Genomic DNA, 20220 nt, shown 5'->3' with positions numbered 1-20220 from the left:
AAATGAATTCCCGCGCAGTCTAGCGACCTGACGCGCGCTGTCAGGTGTTTTTGACTTTTCGCTGCCGACGCGCCATTTCCTGTGCATGACAGACAGACGTCTCAGTCCCCTGCCTGACCTGCCGGCGCCGCCGGCTCTGGACGTATCCGACGCAGCACCTGTGTGTGCCTTGTGCGCCCGTCCCCTGGGAGGCCGGGTGGAAAAGCACCATCTGATCCCACGCCTCAAAGGCGGGACACAGACCGTGCCGCTGCATCCGATCTGCCACAAGAAAATCCACTCATTGTTTACGGAGAGCGAACTGGCGCACTCCTTCGACACCGTGGAGGCCCTTGCCGACCATCCAGATGTTGCAGCCTTCATCAAATGGGTCCGCAAGCGCCCGTCAGATTTTCACAAGCGCACCCGCAAGGCGGGTGGCGGAAAGGGGCGGCGATGAGCACACCTCTTTCGTTTGCCACAAAGGACGAGGCACGCACGCATGTGTGGGACCGGCTCAGCAATGAGAGGTTGGCCGCCTTCCCGTTTCCGCCGCATGGGCGCATTCCCAACTTCAAGGGTGCGGGTGAGGCCGCAAAGCGTCTGTTCGATATTCCGGTTTTCGCCAATGCCACCGCGCTGAAGATCAATCCGGATTCTGCCCAAAGCGCTGTGCGGGCAGAGGCCCTGCGGCGCGGCATTGATGTCTATGTGCCGACGCCGAAGCTGGCCGGTGGCTTTTGGCGTATCGCGGCCGCCGCCGTGCCCCATGATGCGGTCCGGCAGGCGGCTGCCATGTCGACCATGCCCAAATGGGCAACGCAGGTGGCGCTGCAGGACCTGCCGCAGATGGACGCCATCGTGTCCGGCTCCGTGGCGGTCACACGCTCGGGCAAGCGATGCGGCAAGGGGGCGGGTTATGCGGACCGTGAATACGGCATATTGCTGGAACTGGGACATGCGCCGGTGCCCGTCGCGACGACGGTGCATGATGTGCAACTGGTGGATGATTTTCCCCAGGTCGGCACGGACGAGCCCCTGACATTCATCGTCACGCCGTCGCGCTGTGTGGAGATCACCTCACCGCCGGATGCGCCTGACGGCATCGACTGGTCCGACATCACGGATCAGGACCTGGAGGACATGCCGGTGCTGGCGGACCTGAAGGCGCTGATCAAAGCCTAGTGGGGAAGTGGAAAAGGGAAATGGTACCGCCTCATGGGTTCGAACCAAGGACCTCCGGTTCCACAAACCGGCGCTCTAACCAACTGAGCTAAGGCGGCACATTTCAGCCAACCGGCGAACAGAGGCTTTCGCGCTCAACCCGGTTGCGGAGGCGGAAACTAGCGTCCCGCCATGGCGATTGCAAGAAGGGATATGGCGGCTTTTTCCGCCTGTTCCAGCCAGAAACCCGGCCGATGGGTCCGGAATCCCGGCCGAATTCGCTTCAAATTTGAGCTTTTGGATTACCGCCCCCTTGAGACCTCGTCTTTTAGGCTTTCTTCCATCAAATGCCCGCATGGACACCTGAACCGGGTTCCCGCACCGGGCCAATGAATTGAGGAAACCAATGATGGACTGGGCCAACCGATCCCTGAACGCTCTTGCTGCGATTGCCATGGTGGTTGCCGCCATTGTGTATGGCAGCGCCGGCGCCGCGCAGGCAGCGTCCGATGATCTGTCCGCAGCGCTGGCGGACAAGCCCTCTCATGTGGCCACCAGTTGGATCGGTATTGCAGCCGTTGGCTATGACGTTGTGGCGTTCTTCACCAAGGGCGAGGCCCTCAAGGGCGACAAGAACATTACCGCCACCCATGATGGGGCGACCTATCGGTTTGTCAGCACGGACAATCGTGACCTGTTCCTGAAGGACCCCGCCGCCCTGGCTCCGCAATATGGCGGCTATGGCGCGATGGGTGTCCGCGTGGGCAAGAAGCTGCGCCCCGAGCGCAGTCCGGCGTGGCAGGTCAGTGGCGAAAAGCTGTTCCTGTTCATTGATGACGGCACCAAAGCCATGTGGAATGAAGAAGCGGAGCGGAACGAAAAAATCGCCCGGGCCATCTGGGATACGATCCGCAATGTGCCGCCGAAAATGCTGCAGACCCCTGCCACTCATTAGCCCTACAAGTGGGCCATGACCTGCTGCTAGACTGCCTGCAAAACTTATTGCAGGCAGGGTGGCAGATGGTTCCGGGCGCGCAGACGACATTCATTGAAGCAAACGGCATTCGGTTTGAGGTTGCCGTCGCGCAACCGGCCCATACGGTTGTTTCAGGCCGCCAGGGCAGCGGAAAGAGCAAGCTGGCGTTGTTGCTGCACGGCTTTCCTGAACTCAATTTCTCCTGGCGCGACCAGATTTCAACCTTCACCAATGCGGGCTACACGGTCTGGGCCCCCAATCTGCGTGGCTATGGCGACACGTCGCGGCCTGAAGGCATTGATGCCTATCGCCTGGACGTGTTGATTGACGATGTGGCGGGGCTGATTGATGCGGCCAAGGCCGAAGGGCTCGCAGATGAGGTCTGCCTCGTCGCCCACGACTGGGGCGGTGCGATTGCGTGGAGTTTTCTGCTCGGCAAGAAGCGGGAGATTGATCGCTTCATCGTCATGAACCTGCCGCACCCCAAACGCTTTGTGGATGAGTTCAAAACCTGGAAGCAGTTCAAGCGCTCCTGGTACACGGTCTTTTTCCAGATACCCTGGCTGCCTGAAAAGCTGCTTGGTGCAAAGGACGCGGAGGCCATTGGCCGTGCGTTCCATGATATGGCCGTCGACAAATCCCGCTTTCCAGACAACGTCCTGAAGGTCTATCGCGAGGCGGCGCTCAAGCCAGGCGCGTTGACTGCCATGGTCAACTATTACCGGGCCGCCATGCGGCGCCGGACGCCCTATCACGATTTGTGGCGCGACCCGCCGGTCATCGATGTCCCGACCCTGATGATCTGGGGGGAAGAAGATTCAGCCCTGTGCGTCGAGACCACCGACAAGATGGACCCGCTAATGCGTGACTTCACCCTGCGTCGGCTACCCGGTGTCTCTCACTGGGTTCAGCAGGAGGCGCCGGACACCGTCAATGCCATGATTGCCGCGTGGCTGGGCGGCATTGCCGTGCCCCAGGCTGCCGACCTCAATCGCCTTGCGCCACCGACCCATCGAGATACAGCGACAGCTACATCATCTGCCGCCCAATAGCGCCGGCCACAAGCCGGGTGAGCCACCGCGGCGATGCGCGGCCAATGCTTGTTGTCATGGCATAGGCAAGTCCGGGAACGCGCACCACATCGCCCTTGATACAGGCGTCATAGCCTTCCTGGGCTACTTCCTGCACATCGCCCACGAGGAAAGATGGAATGCGCTCGGTGCGTTCATTGCTGCTCTTGATAGTGCCGAACATGTTGGTCTCGGTAATGCCGGGGCACAGCGCCGTCACGGTCACGCCATCTGACTTCAACTCTTCAGCCAGCGACTCGGTCAAGGACAGGACAAAGGCCTTGGTGCCCGCATAAACAGCCAATGATGGCACCGGCTGGAAGGATGCGACGGATGCAACATTCAGTACACGGCCGGATTTTCGTTTGGCCATGGGCGGCACAAACAAAGCCGCAAGTTCCGTCAACGCCACCGTGTTGAGGCGGATCATGTCGCCCAGAGTTTCTGGTTCCTGACTTTTGAAGGGACCCATCTCCAGCACACCGGCATTGTTCACCAGCACATCGATATCGATGCCACGGCTTGCCATCTCGTTGAACAGGTCACGCGGGGCGCCGGGTTTTGAAAGGTCAATCTGGGCGACTTCAGTGGCGATGCCGTGCTCGGCGGAGAGCTTTTTCCCCAGCTTGGCGAGCTTATCCTTGCTGCGTGCCGCAAGAACGAGATCAAAGCCACCGGCGGCGAATTTTCCGGCCAGCGCCTCGCCAATACCGGCCGATGCGCCCGTGATCAGCACCCACTGACCCTGGGAGCCCTTGTTCGCGGGCCTGTAGGAGGCCTTGGGGCGCGACGCCGTTTTGCGCTTTGTGGCGGTCTTTCTGGTGGCTTTTTTGGCCGTGGTCTTACGTTTTGGAGCTGTCGCCATTTTGCTTTTCCCTATCCCTCGGCCTCGCGTTAAAGGGCCGTTTTCACAAGCCTAAGCGGACAATTGCCCGTTTGCCACAGGTCCATGCCCTATTGGACTTATGAGGGGTCACAGGGAGCCGCGTTTGACGCTATAGTTTGCCAGTGTGCTTGGGGGAGCGCGCATGTCATCGGCGGACACGGTTGTTGGGGAACGACCACACAGCCCCGAGACAACCGCTTTCCTTTGTGCACGGTTTTCTGGCGTAGCTGGTCTTTGAGCTGGCTATGTCCCTTGGTGCCACCTGCCCGAACGGTCATGCATGACGTCCACCGACGACCAGACACCGACCACGCCGGACGATAGATCCGATGTCCGGCCTGACGCGCGTTTTGTCTGGGATGGCGAGCGTGCGCGCGTGGCTGACGCGAATGCGCAAGCTGCAGCGCTGTTTGGCGAAGCCGGCATTCTTGATCTTGTCGAACGGCCTTTTGCGCCGCTGGGCCGTTTTGCAGCAGCCCTCACACAGCTGATGGCAACGGCCTCGGCCCGCCAGGATACAACATCCTCCGTTAACGGACGGATGCCGCATCCCGAAGGCGGGACGCCGCTCGACGTCACAGTGTCACTTGAGCCCCTGAGCGACGGGCGCATCGGCCTTGCCGTGGTGGTTGGGGCCGATGCTGAGCCGGACAGTGCCGAAGCCCGTGTGGCGGCACTGGGTGAAGCCATTGCGGCGCCCGGCGCTCTTTTTGCCGCCGACGGCACATGGCTTGCCGGCAATGATGCGTCCATCGCCCTTCTGGGTGACAAAACGCCAGACCTTGGGGAGTTGCTGGGCGATCCCAAAGCGGCCCTCAGGCTGACCGGGCACGCGCTGGCGGAAGGCCTGTCGTCTGCCACATTCCGCATTGGCACGCGGTTTGGCGCACGCCTTGCGCGCGTCACCCTGACCCGCGCCCTTGATCCCAACAGCGGTGGTGCAGCGGTCGCGGCTTATTTCAATGACATCGCGGACAGGGCGCGCGTTCTGGCGGCCCCTGCCCCGGCAGCACCGCAAGATGTTGAGCCCGGGCCGACCGCATCCCAGACTGCAGGGTCCGATACCAAGACCGCAGCCTTGGAAGCCCGCGCCTTGATGTCCCGCGTCGGCCACGAACTGCGCACGCCCCTCAATGCCATTCTCGGTTTTTCCGAGGTCATGGCGAACGAGCATTTCGGGCCCATGGGCAACGAAAAATATCTGGAATATGCCCGCGACATCCACACGGGCGGCGAACACCTGCTTGGCCTTGTGGATGATCTGCTGGAAATGGCGCGGTCTGAAAACGGGCGGCGCACCCTGTCGTTTGAGGCGGTCGATCTGGCTGACATGGTGCATGCCATGAGTGATCTTCTGCGTGCGGAGGCTGCGGACCGCGGCCTCACCCTGTTTGCCGAGATCAGCGCGGATGTGCCCCCGGTCGTGGCGGATGCCCGCTCCCTGCGGCAGGTGCTGATCAATCTGCTGGGCAACGCGATCAAGTTCACCGGGTCCGGCGGCACAATCACCCTTGGTGTGCGGGTGACTGATGGGGGTGGCGTTGCGCTATCTGTGGTCGACACCGGCATCGGTATGGATGACGCCCAGCTGGCGGCCGCGCTTGAGCCATTTGGTCAGGTGGAAGAAGCACAGGCGGGTCTGGCTGAGGCAAAAGACGGTCAGCATGGCTTGGGACGCGGTCTGGGCCTTGGCTTGCCGCTTGCCAAAACGCTGGTCGAGGCCAACAAGGCCAGCTTTGAAATCGAGAGTACGCCGGGCGAAGGCACCAGGGTTCGTGCGGTTTTCCCGCCGACAGCCGTGCTGGCGACCTGACCGGGATCAAGGGCGCGACCAATTGCGTCTGGCCAAACTAGATGAGTTTATTGACACTCATTCTCAGGAAGCCTAAGCCGCTTGCTGATCCCGTTCACAGCCAGACCAATTTCATCCTATGGCCCTGCTAGAGCCGTCACATTCTACTCTGCCAGATGGGGGCCAGCCCGACGCCGGACGTCCGCTGGCGGCACGGCTGCGCGGCCTGTTCTCGACGGGGACTGCCGGACGATCGCTGACCATCAGCGCCTTTATTGTGGCCTTGATCATTTCCCTGCCTGCGCTGGCGGTTATCTCCAGCCTGTTTGATACGACCACGGCAAGCCTCTCCGGGCTTGGCCAGTCGGTCATGGCCCAGCTGCTGACCAACTCGCTCATCCTTGCGACCGGCACCCTGGCAGGTGTTCTTGTGCTCGGGGTCTCGACGGCATGGCTTGTGACCATGTGCCGGTTCCCCGGCCGTGAGATTTTTCACTGGGCGCTGATCCTGCCGCTCGCGGTCCCCGCTTATGTGGTGGCCTATGCGTATACGGACTTTCTGCACCACCCCGGCCCTGTACAAACCCTGCTGCGCGATGTGACCGGCTGGGGGGCGCAGGATTACTGGTTCCCGAATATTCGCTCCGAAGGGGGCGCGGTGTTCGTGTTTTCCTTCGTGCTTTATCCCTATGTGTATCTTCTGGCGCGCGCGACGTTTCTTGAGCAATCGGTTTGCGCCCTTGAAGCGGCCCGCACCCTTGGCCAGTCAGCCTGGGGCGCGTTCTGGAAGACGGCGCTTCCTCTGGCGCGCCCCGCCATTGCGGCAGGTGCTGCGCTTGCGATCATGGAAACACTGGCGGATTTCGGCACGGTTTCGCACTTTGGTGTGCGCAGCTTTACGACGGCGATCTATCAAAGCTGGTTTTCCCTTGGGGACCGGGTCTTGGCGGGCCAGCTCTCTGCCGGGCTCCTGGGCATTGTCACGCTGCTCATTCTTGTGGAACGCCTCAGCCGGTCGGGCGCCACCTACGAGCAAACCACAACGCGGCTGCAACGCTTGCCGGACTATGAGCTCAAAGGCATCCGCGGGGCCCTCGCTTTTGCCGCATGTGCGTTGCCGGTGACGCTCGGCTTCGCGCTGCCGCTGGGCATTCTTATCTATCTCAACTTTGTTGGTGGGCATGACCTGTTCGGCAGCCGCTACATCACGCTGACACTCAACACTTTCACCCTGGCCGGGATCGCTGCGGTACTGGCTGTGGCTCTGGCGCTGCTCATGGCCTACGCAGTCCGGCTGTCCGGCAGTCCGCTCGCGCGGCTTGCCAACCGGATGACGAGCCTTGGCTATGCGATCCCCGGGTCCGTGATTGCCGTTGGCGTGCTTATTCCGCTGGCCAATATGGACAACGCGCTGGATGCGTGGATGCGCGCAACATTTGGCATATCCACCGGGCTTATTCTGACAGGCTCCATAGTGGGCCTTGTGTTTGCCTATATCGTCCGCTTCATGGCGGTGTCGATCAATACGGTGGAGGCAAGCCTTGCCAAGGTGACGCCCAATATGGACGCCGCCGCCCGGTCGCTTGGGCGCTCGAAGCTGGCCACACTGATTGAAGTCCACTCACCGCTGATGCGCGGCAGCCTGTTGACGGCAGGGCTCATTGTCTTTGTGGATGTGGTGAAAGAGCTGCCGGCCACACTGATCATGCGGCCCTTCAACTTTGATACGCTGGCCATTCAGGCCTATCGGCTTGCGAGCGACGAGCGGCTGGCGGAAGCCTCCACCGCCAGCCTGATGATTGTCGCAACGGGTCTCCTGCCGGTGATCATCCTGTCACGGACGATCATGGCGTCTCGCCCCGGCAGCAAAACTAACAAATAAAGAAGACTGGCAAATAAAAAGAAGCCCGGTCGCAAACGCGACCGGGCTCCAGGTATGCCTGCTGCCAGGGAGGATCTTACTGGTAGCCGACTTCGTTGTAGATTTTCTGAGCTGTGGCCTGGTTTTCACCCAGCTTGATGAGCGGCAGATCGTCCGCCTCAAACGCGCCCAGCGACTCCACCGCAGATGAGGCTTCGACACCTTCAACCACGGGGTATTCGTTGTTGCCGTCGGCGAAGTACTTCTGTGCTGCGTCCGTTGCCAGATATTCAAGGAAGGCAATGGCGTTGGCGCGGTTGGGGGCATTCGCCACCACACCACCAGCAGACACGTTTACGTGGGTGCCGTTTGCGTCATTGTCTTCAGTCGGCTGATCCGGGAACACGATGCCGATGCGGTCCGTGTCATCCGGGTTAGCCAGGTCGCGCACGTCCTGGGAGAGCGCCCGGGCAAAGTAATAGGTGTTGGCAACCGCAATGGCGCATTGGCCGGACGCGATGGCGCGCAGCTGGTCCGTGTCGCCGCCCTCAGGGTCGCGGGCGCGGTTGGCCCAAAGGCCTTCAACCCAGGTCTTGGCGTTTTCTTCGCCTTCATGCTCAACCACGGCTGCAAGCAGGGACAGCATGTAGATGTTGGAAGAAGACCGCGTGCAGACGAGGCCTTTCAGCTTCGGGTCGGCAAGGCTTGCATAGGTCTGGATGTCTGCGGGATCGACCTTGGCCTTGTCGTAGAAGATGGCACGACCGCGCGTGGAGAAACCAAACCAGTGGCCGTCCGGGTGACGGAGGTTTTCAGGAATACGGTCGTCCAGTGTGTCGGAGTCGATCGACTGGAAGATACCGGCCTGATCTGCCTGATAGAGGCGGCCTGCATCCACAGTCAGCAGGATGTCGGCAGGAGAATTCTCGCCTTCGGCCTTGATGCGCTCGATGAGCACGTTGGCCTTGTCTTCAATCCGGTTGACCGTGATGCCGGTGGCTTCTTCAAAATCTGAGTAGAGCCGCTCGTCAGTGTCGTAGTGACGGGAAGAGTAGATATTCACTTCGCCTGCGGCCTGCGCGGCGAGAGGAAAAGCAATGACAGCCGCCGCAGCAGCAACCAGAAGACGCATTGGATCAAAACCCCATGTGATTGGAAAAGGTGCGAATGGATCGCATATTCATCGCGACTGAATATGAGAACCATTCGCATGTCAAGCGGGATCGATGCGGCAAATTGAGCGCGGGCGGGCCGATCAGGTTTTGAGCGCCTCAAGGCCCCTGTAGAGATCCAGAGCTTCAGGGTTTGCCAGTGCCTCGCGGTTTTTGACCTCGCGGCCGTGGACCACATCGCGCACCGCCAGTTCGGTGATCTTGCCAGACTTGGTGCGTGGGATATCCGCCACCGCCACAATGCGGGCGGGAACATGGCGGGGGCTGGCCCCGTCGCGTATCTGTTTGCGCAGGCGTGCCTCAAGATCAGCATCCAGCGCGGCGCCATCTGCGAGCACAACAAACAGCACCACGCGGGTGTCGCCCTGCCAGTCCTGACCGATCACCAGTGACTCTTTGATTTCCGGAAGCTGTTCCACCTGCCGGTAGATTTCCGCTGTGCCGATGCGCACGCCGCCGGGGTTCAGCGTCGCGTCTGACCGGCCATGGATGATGAAGCCCCCGGTGTCCGTTTCTTCCGCGAAGTCGCCATGATGCCAGACATTGGGGAACCGCTCGAAATAAGCGGCGCGGTAGCGGGCATTGTCCTCATCGTTCCAAAAGCCGATGGGCATGGCCGGGAACGCGCGCACGCAGACGAGCTCACCTTTTTCGTTGAAGACGCGATGACCGTCGTCGTTCCAGATTTGCGTCGCCATGCCCAGACCGGCGGCCTGAATTTCGCCGCGATGCACCGGCAGCAGCGGATTGCCAAGCACGAAGCAGGACACGATGTCGGTGCCACCGGCAATGGATGCCAGATGCACGTCCGGCTTGATGGCATCCATCACATAATCAAAACCTTCGGGCACCAGCGGTGACCCGGTGGACAGCAACATGCGCAGGGCAGACAGATTATGGGTGTCGCGCGGACGCAGCTTTTCATTGTTGAGGGCGTCGAGGTATTTGGCGGAAGTTCCAAAATGCGTGACGCGCTGCTGCTGCACTACGTCAAACAACGCCTCCGGCCCCGGATGGAACGGCGACCCGTCATAGAGAACAAGTGTTGCGCCTGCCTGCAGGCCGGAAACCAGCCAGTTCCACATCATCCAGCCGCAGGTACTGAAGTAAAACAGGGTGTTGTTGGAGGTGAGCCCGCAATGCAGGCGATGTTCCTTGGCATGCTGCAGCAATGTGCCACCGGCGGAATGCACAATGCATTTGGGTGCCCCGGTCGTGCCGGAGGAAAACATCACGTAGAGCGGGTGCCCGAATGGCATGGGCAGGAAACTGAGATCGTCCGTGTCTTCAGCATCCAGCGCCTCACGCCAGAGTTCGGCCTTGGGCACCGTCCCCACATCTTCGTCGGCCATGTAGGGCACAACCAGCACGCCTGACAGGCTGGGAAGGCCCAATGCGATATCACGCAGTTTGTCGCGGGTGTCGTGGATCTTGCCACCATAGGCGTAGCCACCGCAGCCGATCAGCAGTGTCGGCTCGATCTGGCCGAACCTGTCCAGCACACCCTTGACGCCAAAGTCCGGTGAGCAGGATGAAAAGACGGCCCCGATGCTGGCCGCGGCGAGCATGGCGACGACCGTCTCCGGCATGTTCGGCATCATGGCCGCTACCCGGTCGCCGGGCCCGACACCCAGGCGGGCAAACACGCGCTGTGCACTCGCTACATCTTCGCGCAGGGTGCCCCAGGTCATCCGCCAGGCGTCGCCGGTTTCAGACCGAAAGACCAGCGCCACATCGTCGTCATTGCCCCCATGGGCCAGCAGGTTTTCAGCAAAGTTCAGGCGCGCCTGGGGAAAGAACCGTGCGCCGGGCATGGCGTCGGCATTTTCAAGCACGACATCGCCCGCCTCACCGACAATGCCGCATTCATCCCAGACCGATTGCCAGAACGCGTCGCGATGATCCACCGACCAAGCATGGAGATCCGCCCAATCGTCAAGGGGCCGCTGCCAGCGGCGGCCAGCCGCGCGGGCAAACCGGCCCATGGGGGTGTCGGCTGGTTCTTGCGGTTGCCACAGGACAGGTGGCTGTGGGGCGGTGTCTGTCATGGCTAACGGATACCGCCCCATCGGCGTCAAATCAAAGGCTGATCCGCAGGGTCAGGTATCCGCAATCGACGCGCCTCACTCGTCGGGCTGAATTTCGTGACGAACCTGCCCATAGGCAATCAGCGCAAACAGTCCCGTGCCGCCCAGAATGTTGCCCAACAGGGTTGGCAGGATGAACTGCCCGAACACCGCGCCATAGGTCATGTCGCCGTGCAGCGCCAACAGAAACACTTCGGCAGAACCGGCGACCACGTGGCTGAATTCGCCAAGGGCAATGATGTAGGTAACCGCCACAATCAACAGCAGCCGCCCGTCCTTGCTATCCGCAAGCGCCCACACAAGCGATGCCAGCAGAAAGCCTGCCGGCACACCAAGCCCGATATTGGCCAGAGCAGACCGCTCCGCCAGGTGGTGAGAAACTTCCAAGAAGGCATCAATCTGATGTGGCAGGGCCAGTCCTGCGGTATCCACCAGGCTGACAGAGAAGAAGATGCCGACAAGGTTGGCCACCAGAACGACGGCCCAGAGCTGCATCATGGTTTTCAGGCGCCACAGGGTAGGCGTAACCAGCAGGGGCAACACAGGTTTGACCGTGTTTTCGGTGAACAGTTGCAGGCGGCCAAGGATGACCAGCACGAAACCGATGCAATAGCCGAAATTGCTGATGATCGACCGCCAGGCTTCGTCCGGCAGGTGGTGATGCAGATAGCCCTTGGAATAAAGCGACAAGGACATCACAACGCCGGCGGCGACGCCAGACCACCACAGGGAAAACAGCGGCCGTTCCAGCTCCTCGATTCCTTCCTGGCGGATGGTTTCGAAAATAACCGGTGAGGTGGACCGCAAATTCTTGCGCGCCTGTGCCTTTTCCTTGTTTGTCAGATTGAGTTCTTCGTCTTGTCCGTCGGTATCTGACATGTGTGTGCCCTTTGCCCTAGCCAATCAAACAGAACACCGGCAGGCCCATCTGGTTCCCTGGCCAGTTCCCGATGTGGCGCCCTGCATGAAGGGACTATGGCAGGGCTGGTCTAGAAGACCAGCCCTGCAGCCTGTGTCTCCAGCAACTGCTTGAAGTCACCATTGGGCTTTTGCATGAGCTGGGCATGGGTGCCCTGCTCCACAATGCGGCCCTGCCGGAACACGAGAATACGATCCACATCCCGCAGCGTGGACAGCCGGTGGGCAATCAGGATCGTCGTGCGGCCCCGCATCAACTCCTCGATGGCATCCTGAATGATGCTTTCAGTATGGGAGTCGAGGCTTGAGGTGGCTTCGTCCAGCACCAGAATGGGCGCGTTCGCCAGAAATGCCCGGGCAATGGCCACCCGCTGGCGTTCCCCCCCGGAGAGCTTCACGCCGCGCTCACCCACTTCCGTGTCATAGCCCTGGGGCAGGTTCTGGATGAACTCGTCCGCATGGGCCCGCCTTGCAGCCTCCATGATTTCCTCACGGGTGGCATCGGGCCGGGCATAGGCGATGTTCTCCGCCAATGACCGGTGGAACAAGGCCGGGTCCTGCGGGACCAGCGCAATCGACTGGCGCAGCGACGACTGGGTGACCGCCGCCACGTCCTGACCATCAATCACAATCTGGCCGCCATCCACGTCATGCAGACGCTGCAGCAACTTTACAAACGTGCTCTTGCCGGAGCCTGAGCGGCCGACAAGCCCCACCCGTTCGCCGGGCTGGATCGTGAGGTTGAAGTCCTCATAGATCGGGTCGGGTTGATTGGCATAGGCAAACTGCACATTCTCAAAGGCAATGCGTCCGGACCCGGGCACAAAGTTTTCAGCATCCGGCCTGTCGGCCACGCCCATGGACTGGCGCTGGAACAACACCAGATCGTCCAGTTCGTTGATCGCCTGCTGCGCGTTCCGAATGTGATAGGACGCGTGCCGCAGATGGCCGTCGATCACGAAGAATGTCGTAAGCGCCAGTACCACATCGCCCGGCGTGGCCAGCCCCTGGGTCCAGTAATAAGTGGAAAAACCCAGCAGCGCCGCCATCATCAATACCTGCATGGCGACCTGAAACATCACGGCGTTCTCGCTGCGAATCCAGGTGAACTGCGCCTTGCCTGCCCAGTCCCGGACCACACGCTCGAAGGAGGCGTCTTCGCGATCCTCGGCGCCAAAGCTCTTCACCACAGCATTGCACGTGATGGCGTCAGACATGGTAGCACCGATGCGGCTGTCCGCCGCCATGTGGATGTTGTTGGCAGGCGCCACCCAGTTGGCGGACAGCCAGTAGCCCACGCCCAGATGAATGGCGATGAGCACACCCACAGTGACCCCCATGACAGGCCACAGGATCGTCAACATGATGGTGAGGCCGATCAACGTGGTCACTGCGGTGAGCAGCGCATGGACGATAGTGTCGGCATAGGTGTCATAGGCCCACATGCCACGGCTGATTTTTCGGACGGTGGCGCCTGCGAACTCGTTGGCGTGCCATTCAGATGAGAAACGCTGCACGCGTTCAAAGGCATCGCCCACCAGATGCCGCATGACATTGGCCGCAAAGACGATCCACACGCGATACATGATGTAGCGTACGGTGAAAAAGAGAACCGTCACACCAACGATGATGAAGAGGAGTTGCCAGACCTGCTGATCCGGCAGTTCGCCTGCAATGGTGTCGATAAAGCGACCGGCAACAAGTGGCCAGGCCACATCGAGGGCCGCCATGGCGAGCACAAGCCCGATACAAGCGTAGAACAGACGCGGGTAGCGCATCCAGTAGTCCCACACAAAACGGGCGGTCTCAAAAGTCGTAAGATTGGTCATTATCATCACAGTCCACGTCTTCGCGCGGAGCTGTCCCAGGAAGAAATTTGTTTTCGGAATTGGACAAACTTGGGGGCGGGCATTGGAGGCTGGTATTGGAGCCTGGCGCCCGGCCAAACGGTGCGGTTAGCGCCCGAACAAAATCGGGAGCTTGAGGAGGGTCGCGTGCCTGCCCGGCTATCGCTGGGAAAGACCGCTGACGCCAACCGCGTTTGTCTAAGCCTTGTCTCTAGACGCGATGCCTATGCCGACAAGGCTTGGAAAACGCGATCACGCGGGGAGTATCGGTTTGCATCGACAACTCTTCCTGGGTGCTGGGGTCCTTGGAGCAGGTTCACCAGCGCGTGAATCGCAAAACCTCACCCCGAATGGATGAGACGGTCATGACAATGCCACAGGAATTCGCGATTGTGGAAGTCAGTAAATCGTGATGCATGGCAGGACTGCGAAAAGCGCGGTACGATTGCCACAACTCGCACCCCCCTGCCCGCGTCCCTCATGGCCCTCTGGCCACTCAAACTCAGGGGACCGCACCGGAGAAACCCAATGCGCGCCTTGCTCTATTTCGTTATCGCCGTCGTTGTTCTTGTGGCAGGTGCGGTTTTTCTTGCGCCCATGTTCATTTCTGCGGATCTGGTAAAGCAGGAAGTGGAAGCGGCCGTTGAAAGCGCGACGGGACGCAAACTCACCATTGCCGGCGACGTCTCCATCAGTGCATGGCCTGCGCTGGCAGCAAATATCGGCGACGTGACGTTTGCCAATGCGCCGGGCGGCAAGTCAGAAAACATGGCGACCATGAAGGAGCTGCGCGCGGAACTGGCCATTATGCCGCTGCTGAGCGGCAAAGTGCAGGTCGATGAGTTTGTGCTGCGCGAGCCTGTCATCAATCTGGAGATTGCGCGCAACGGCACACCGAACTGGCAGTTTGAACCCGCGGCGGCTCCGGCCGATCCCGCACCCGCACCGCAGGACACCCAGTCTGGCGGCGGCGACACCACATCAACGGACGGCAGCAGCGGTGGCGGGCTCGCCCCGACGGAAGTCTCGCTGGCCAACATGACCATTGAAAACGGTCAGATCAGCTACAGCGATGCCCAGTCCGGTGCGGCTTATAATTTCAGCGACGTGGATGTGACGCTGAACCTGCCAAGCCTTGATGAGCAGCTGAATGTAGCAGGCGCGCTTACGTGGAACGCAGAGCGGGTGAACATTGATGCCACCGTTGAACGCCCGCGTGCGGTGATGGAAGCAGCAACCACGGCAACAACGCTTGCCGTCTCGTCCAATCCGGTGACCTTCAACTATGCAGGCGACGTCACTTTTGGGAGCGCTCTTGCAACAAGCGGCACGGTTGATATGGACGTGCCGTCCGTTCGCAAACTGTCGGCCTGGACCGGCAGCCCGATGGCTGACGGTGGCGGCTTTGGTCCGCTTGCGCTGAACGGACAGCTGGCCAGCGCCGGCACGCGCTACACATTTTCCAATGCCACCATGTCCCTGGACGGCATGAATGCCAGCGGCAACCTCGTGGTGGAAACCGCCGGCGCACGGCCCAAGCTGTCCGGGTCTCTGGCGGTCGATCAGATTGATACCAACGTCTATAGCGGCCAGGGCGATGCGGGCTGGAGCACGGACGTGATCGATTTCTCCGGTCTCAAAGCCGTCGATACAGACCTCAATCTCTCCGCGGGTGAAATCATCTTTGGCAACATCGTCATCGGGGAAAGTGCGCTTGGCCTCGACATTACCAACGGCACCATGGTCGCGAACCTCACCAAGATGGCGCTCTACCAGGGCTCAGGCACCGGCAAGCTGACCCTCAACGGGCGCCGCGCCACGCCGTCCCTGGCCGCCAATTTCAATCTGTCGGGCCTCGCCATTGAGCCGTTCTTGAATGCAGCTGCAGGCTTCAAACGCCTGGACGGTACCGGTCTCTTCAACGTCGCTGTTACGGCGAGCGGCGCCTCACAGGCACAGATGGTCAATACGCTGAACGGGACCGGCAACATTGATTTCAGGAATGGCGCCATCAAGGGCATCAATCTGGCGCAGATCATTCGCACCGCGTTGACTGACCCGATCTCCGGCTGGAGCAACGCCACGTCTTCCGACACGGATTTCAGTGAGCTGAATGGCTCCTTCAACATCACCAATGGGGTCTTGTCCAACAATGATCTCAAGATGCTGGGGCCGCTCCTGCGGCTCACGGGTGCTGGATCAACCAGCATCGTTCAGCAGTCGATCAATTACCGCCTGAAGCCCAAGCTGGTCGCCTCGCTTGAAGGTCAGGGCGGTGCTGCGGACAAATCCGGGCTGGACATTCCCGTCATCGTGACGGGCACGTGGTCCAATCCGAAATTCGCGCCGGATCTGGCGGCTGTGATTTCCAATCCGGCCGAGCTTCTCAAGGGCGTTGAAAGTCTTGAGAAGATTCAGCCCAAGGACATCATTCGCGGGTTGCTGGGCCAAAACGACTCCTCGAGCGACTCGTCCGGAGAAGCACCAAAGGAAGAAACCAAGCAGCCCAATCCCGAAGATCTGCTCAAGGGATTGTTTGGCCGGTAGTCAGCATCGCTGACCGCCGATGGGCTTGCGGTGGATTGCGGTTTGGGCGCGCGGTTTGCATCGATGGGTCGATCGTCTAGGCTCGCCGAAATTCGCTGATTTGCCTGACGATCAGAGGCTCCATGGACACCGAGACGCTGCCTGACACCGCGACACCGGACGCAAGCACCGACGGCAGCATTGCTGATCCACTGGTGCGCTTTCGCGGCGTTCAAAAGACCTATGACGGCGAAACGCTGGTGGTCAAAGGTCTGGACCTTGATATTGCCCGCGGTGAGTTTCTCACCCTGCTGGGGCCATCGGGCTCGGGCAAGACAACCTGCCTGATGATGCTTGCAGGCTTTGAAATGCCCACGGGCGGCGACATTCTTTTGGATGGCGATCCCATCACCACGCTGCCACCGCACAAGCGCGATATCGGCATGGTGTTTCAGAACTACGCCCTGTTTCCCCACATGTCGGTCGCAGAAAATCTTGCTTTCCCCTTGAAGGTCCGCGGCATGGCGCCCGGTGTGATTGCAACAAAGGTTGCGGATGCCTTGGACATGGTGGAACTGGAAGATTTCGGTGGTCGTATGCCCGCGCAGCTGTCCGGTGGTCAGCAACAGCGTGTGGCCGTTGCCCGCGCCCTGGTGTTTGAACCCAAGCTTGTGTTGATGGATGAGCCGCTGGGTGCCCTTGACCGCATGCTGCGCGAACAGATGCAGCTGGAGATCAAGCACCTGCATGAGAGCCTCGGCATCACCATTGTTTATGTGACCCATGATCAGGGCGAAGCGCTGACCATGTCTGACCGCATCGCCGTCTTCAATGACGGGGTCATCCAGCAGGTTGACCCGCCTGCCCGCCTTTACGAAGAACCACAGAACAGTTTTGTGGCGTCGTTCATTGGCGAGAGCAACCGACTGGCCGGTGAGATACGCGGCACGGTGAGCGGCAAGGTGACGGTTGCCTTGGACGGGTCCAACGGGCTGGTGCTGGCTGCCCCTGTGGCGGTCCGTGACACCGGCGCGCGCACCCTGCTGTCCATTCGGCCAGAACGGGTGCACGTTCTAAGCCCCGGTGACACAGCGTCTTATGACAATGTGTTTGAGGGCACGGTTCGGGAGCTGATTTACCTGGGGGACCATGTGCGTGCCCGCCTGACACTTGGCGGCAATGATGATTTTGTGGTCAAGGTGCCAAACATGGCAGGCTCAGCGCCTCTTGCGCGCGGCGACACAGTGCGTGTCGGCTGGTCTGCGGATGATGCGCACGCGCTGGACTACATGGAATTTGAGACCGATGGCCCAAGGGCCGCCGCCTAGAGCTTAGGTATCACTTGCGTATCAATTGGGGAGATACACGCAATGACATTTACAACTCCGCTTGCACCCGGATTACTGGCAGCAACCGCAATCATGGCCCTTGGACTTGCGGCCTGTGACAGCGGCAACAATGACGCAGCCGAGGCACCCGTAACACCGGATGCGGCCGTTGCCGACGCGGCGCCGGACACGCCCATTGAGGAAGCGATAGAGAGCACTGAGACCACGCTCACCATCGTGTCCTGGGGCGGCGCATATACGAAGGCGCAGATTGAAGGGTTTCACAAACCCTTCAGTGAGCGCACCGGCATTGTCATTCAATCGGACGACTATGACGGCAACATCGCGCCCATCAAGGCGCAGGTGGAAAGCGGGAACGTGGTCTGGGATGCCGTTGACGTAGAGACGGCTGAAGCGGTGCGTCTGTGTGATGAAGGCCTGACAGTTCCTGTCGATCATTCAGCCCTGCCACCGGCGCCCGATGGCACACCGGCCCTTAAAGACTTCCTGCCCGGCACCTTGTTTGAGTGCGCGGTTCCCATTTCGGTGTGGTCGAGCGTCTTTGCGTTTGATGCCTCGAAATATCCTGAGAATGCGCCGTCAACGCTGGACGACTTTTTTGACCTTGAAACCTATCCCGGCAAGCGTGGGCTTCGGAAAATTCCAAAGTTCAATCTCGAGTTCGCATTGATGGCTGACGGCGTTGCCATCGACAAAGTCTATGAGGTGCTGTCCACGCCGGAAGGCGTCGATCGGGCCTTTGCCAAGCTGGATACGATCAAGGATGAGGTCATCTGGTGGGAAGCCGGCGCACAGCCGCCGCAGCTTCTGGCGGATGGCGAGGTTGTCATGACCAACGCCTTCAACGGCCGGATCTTCAATGCGCAGATTGCCGAGCAGCAGCCTTTTGAAATCATCTGGGATCGGCAGATTTGGGACCTTGACCTGTGGGTCATGCCAAAGGGCGGCAAGAACCTGGATGCGGCCATGGATTTTGTGTCCTTTGCCACGTCAACAGAAGGGCTCGCAGGCCAGGCCAGCTGGATCGCCTATGGCCCGTCGCGCAAATCATCCCTCGAGTTGGTTGGGGCGCACGCGGAATATCCTGATGTGGACATGAAATCTCACATGCCGACGACGCCGGAGCGTCTCGCCAACGGATTGCAGAACGATTACGAGTTCTGGGCCGATTACAATGATGAGCTTGAACAGCGCTTCAATGCGTGGCTGGCGCAGTAAACTCTCGAAAGTCGCCACTGCCGCGCGTTCCGGAGCGGCGCGCAACCTGATAAGAGAAAAGGGCTGGTGATTTGCACATGTGCAGCACCAGTCCTTTTTGCTGTTGCCATGCCCGGATCACCCCATGACTGCTGCAGACGCAGCCCCCTATGACGCACCGCCCCCCGAACTGAAGCGCCAGCTGCAACGGGCCAACCGGCTTGCGCGGTGGAAAGCGCTGGGCCTTGTCGCGCCGCTGCTGATCTTCCTGATCGTCACGTTCATTGTTCCGATCCTCTCGATGCTTACCCGCAGTGTGTATTCGCCAGCCTTTGGCGAAGTCCTGCCGCAGCTGAGTGAGGCGGTGCAAAACTGGGACGGCGACGGCATCCCGGACGAAGCAGTCTTTGCGACCCTTGTGACCGACATGATGGCCGCGCGATCTGAGCGCACCATTGGACAGGCCGCGACCCGGCTGAACTATGAAGTGCCGGGCACCCGGTCACTGGTCATGCGATCCGCCCGCAGGGTTGCCCGGCTGGACGCCCCCTACAGCGAAAGCCTGCCGGCGCTTGATCCACGATGGGGAGAGCGCGAGATCTGGGCCGCCATCAAGCGGGTTTCAGAGCCGGTGACGCCGACTTTCTACCTGTCCGCCATCGACCGCACCCAGACCGCCGATGGCTCGATTGTGCTGAATGCGGAAGAACAGCGACTTTATGTGCAGTTGTTCTGGCGCACCCTGTGGGTGTCGGCACTGGTCATGGCGCTTTGTCTCGCCCTTGGCTTTCCCATTGCCTATTTGATGGCGCATATGTCGTCCGCGCGGGCCAATCTACTGATGATCCTGGTGCTCCTGCCCTTCTGGACATCGCTCCTTGTACGGACAACAGCGTGGATCGCGCTGCTGCAAACGCAGGGTGTGCTCAATGACCTGATGGTGTGGGCGGGGCTGGTGTCGGATGATGGCCGCATTCAGCTGATCTACAATCAGGTCGGCACCATTGTGGCGATGACGCATATTCTGCTGCCCTTCACGGTGCTGCCGCTTTATGCCGTCATGCGCGGCATTCCGCCGTCGCTGACCCGCGCTGCGCTGTCGCTGGGCGCAACGCCGGCGACTGCCTTCATGCGGGTCTATCTGCCGCTGACAGCACCGGGCATCGGCGCAGGCGCGGTGCTCGTGTTCATTCTCGCCGTTGGCTACTACATCACCCCGGCGCTGGTGGGCGGGCGGACGGGTCAACTGATCTCGAACCTCATTGCTTTCCACATGCAGGAGAGCCTCAACTGGGGACTCGCGGCGGCCCTTGGTGCCCTGTTGCTCGCGGGCGTGCTGGCGCTTTACTGGCTCTATGACCGGCTCGTTGGAATCGACAAGATGAGGCTTGGATAA

Annotated in this window: 15 protein-coding genes and 1 tRNA gene; 10 read left to right on the top strand and 6 right to left on the bottom strand. The window is 60.6% G+C overall.

The annotated features are described in order from the left end of the window. The first annotated feature begins 85 nt into the window (after positions 1-85). Positions 86-439 carry an HNH endonuclease gene (locus BN1012_RS02635; RefSeq protein ID WP_043948419.1) on the top strand — a complete coding sequence of 118 codons (354 nt, stop codon included), beginning with the start codon at positions 86-88 and terminating at the stop codon, positions 437-439. Further along, positions 436-1164, top strand: coding sequence for a 5-formyltetrahydrofolate cyclo-ligase (locus BN1012_RS02630; RefSeq protein WP_043948418.1), 729 nt, complete (start codon positions 436-438; stop codon positions 1162-1164). The genes BN1012_RS02635 and BN1012_RS02630 overlap by 4 nt, the downstream gene beginning before the upstream one ends. Positions 1165-1185: 21 nt before the next feature. Here the strand turns inward: BN1012_RS02630 and BN1012_RS02625 are convergent. Beyond that, positions 1186-1262: transfer RNA gene (locus BN1012_RS02625), tRNA-His, on the bottom strand. A gap of 290 nt (positions 1263-1552) precedes the next feature. Between BN1012_RS02625 and BN1012_RS02620 the strand changes: the two genes are divergently transcribed. Together BN1012_RS02620 and BN1012_RS02615 are read left to right on the top strand one after the other, a co-directional pair. After that, positions 1553-2098, top strand: a complete 546-nt coding sequence (locus tag BN1012_RS02620) for a YHS domain-containing (seleno)protein (RefSeq protein WP_145973389.1) — start codon at positions 1553-1555, stop codon at positions 2096-2098. 65 nt (positions 2099-2163) lie between these two features. Beyond that, the gene (locus BN1012_RS02615; protein ID WP_063958481.1) at positions 2164-3171 is read left to right on the top strand and encodes an alpha/beta fold hydrolase; all 1008 of its coding nucleotides are present in this window, start codon (positions 2164-2166) and stop codon (positions 3169-3171) included. Here BN1012_RS02615 and BN1012_RS02610 read toward each other — a convergent pair. Continuing rightward, a complete protein-coding gene (locus BN1012_RS02610) occupies positions 3149-4054 on the bottom strand; it encodes an SDR family NAD(P)-dependent oxidoreductase (protein ID WP_081826162.1) in 906 nt (301 codons plus the stop codon). The genes BN1012_RS02615 and BN1012_RS02610 overlap by 23 nt on opposite strands. A gap of 301 nt (positions 4055-4355) precedes the next feature. Between BN1012_RS02610 and BN1012_RS02605 the strand changes: the two genes are divergently transcribed. Further along, positions 4356-5888: a sensor histidine kinase gene (locus tag BN1012_RS02605; RefSeq protein WP_043948417.1), complete on the top strand. Its 1533-nt coding sequence runs from the start codon at positions 4356-4358 to the stop codon at positions 5886-5888. Positions 5889-6006: 118 nt separating this feature from the next. Continuing rightward, positions 6007-7749 carry an ABC transporter permease gene (locus BN1012_RS02600; RefSeq protein WP_081826161.1) on the top strand — a complete coding sequence of 581 codons (1743 nt, stop codon included), beginning with the start codon at positions 6007-6009 and terminating at the stop codon, positions 7747-7749. Between the two features lie 76 nt (positions 7750-7825). Here BN1012_RS02600 and BN1012_RS02595 read toward each other — a convergent pair whose 3' ends face one another. From BN1012_RS02595 to BN1012_RS17830, 4 genes are all read right to left on the bottom strand, one after another. Further along, complete coding sequence (locus tag BN1012_RS02595; RefSeq protein ID WP_043948416.1) at positions 7826-8860, bottom strand: Fe(3+) ABC transporter substrate-binding protein; 1035 nt, start codon at positions 8858-8860, stop codon at positions 7826-7828. A gap of 123 nt (positions 8861-8983) precedes the next feature. Continuing rightward, positions 8984-10948, bottom strand: coding sequence for an acetoacetate--CoA ligase (locus BN1012_RS02590; RefSeq protein ID WP_081826160.1), 1965 nt, complete (start codon positions 10946-10948; stop codon positions 8984-8986). A 75-nt stretch (positions 10949-11023) separates the two neighbouring features. Then, positions 11024-11866 (bottom strand): formate/nitrite transporter family protein, encoded by an 843-nt coding sequence (locus BN1012_RS02585; protein WP_043948415.1) that lies wholly within the window; start codon positions 11864-11866, stop codon positions 11024-11026. 110 nt (positions 11867-11976) lie between these two features. Beyond that, positions 11977-13734: an ABC transporter ATP-binding protein gene (locus BN1012_RS17830; protein WP_052535579.1), complete on the bottom strand. Its 1758-nt coding sequence runs from the start codon at positions 13732-13734 to the stop codon at positions 11977-11979. A gap of 546 nt (positions 13735-14280) precedes the next feature. Between BN1012_RS17830 and BN1012_RS02575 the strand changes: the two genes are divergently transcribed. The 4 genes from BN1012_RS02575 (at position 14281) to BN1012_RS02560 (ending at position 20220) form a co-directional block, all read left to right on the top strand. Beyond that, positions 14281-16299, top strand: coding sequence for an AsmA family protein (locus BN1012_RS02575; RefSeq protein ID WP_052534400.1), 2019 nt, complete (start codon positions 14281-14283; stop codon positions 16297-16299). Between the two features lie 122 nt (positions 16300-16421). Beyond that, positions 16422-17606: an ABC transporter ATP-binding protein gene (locus tag BN1012_RS02570; protein ID WP_043948414.1), complete on the top strand. Its 1185-nt coding sequence runs from the start codon at positions 16422-16424 to the stop codon at positions 17604-17606. 42 nt (positions 17607-17648) lie between these two features. Beyond that, positions 17649-18845, top strand: a complete 1197-nt coding sequence (locus BN1012_RS02565; RefSeq protein ID WP_244442933.1) for a polyamine ABC transporter substrate-binding protein — start codon at positions 17649-17651, stop codon at positions 18843-18845. 124 nt (positions 18846-18969) lie between these two features. After that, a complete protein-coding gene (locus tag BN1012_RS02560; RefSeq protein ID WP_043948413.1) occupies positions 18970-20220 on the top strand; it encodes an ABC transporter permease in 1251 nt (416 codons plus the stop codon).

This window comes from Candidatus Phaeomarinobacter ectocarpi (assembly GCF_000689395.1).
GTDB classification, from domain to species: domain Bacteria; phylum Pseudomonadota; class Alphaproteobacteria; order CGMCC-115125; family CGMCC-115125; genus Pyruvatibacter; species Pyruvatibacter ectocarpi.
Note: the sequence above shows the minus strand (reverse complement) of the source record. Positions and strands in the feature narration are given on the sequence as shown.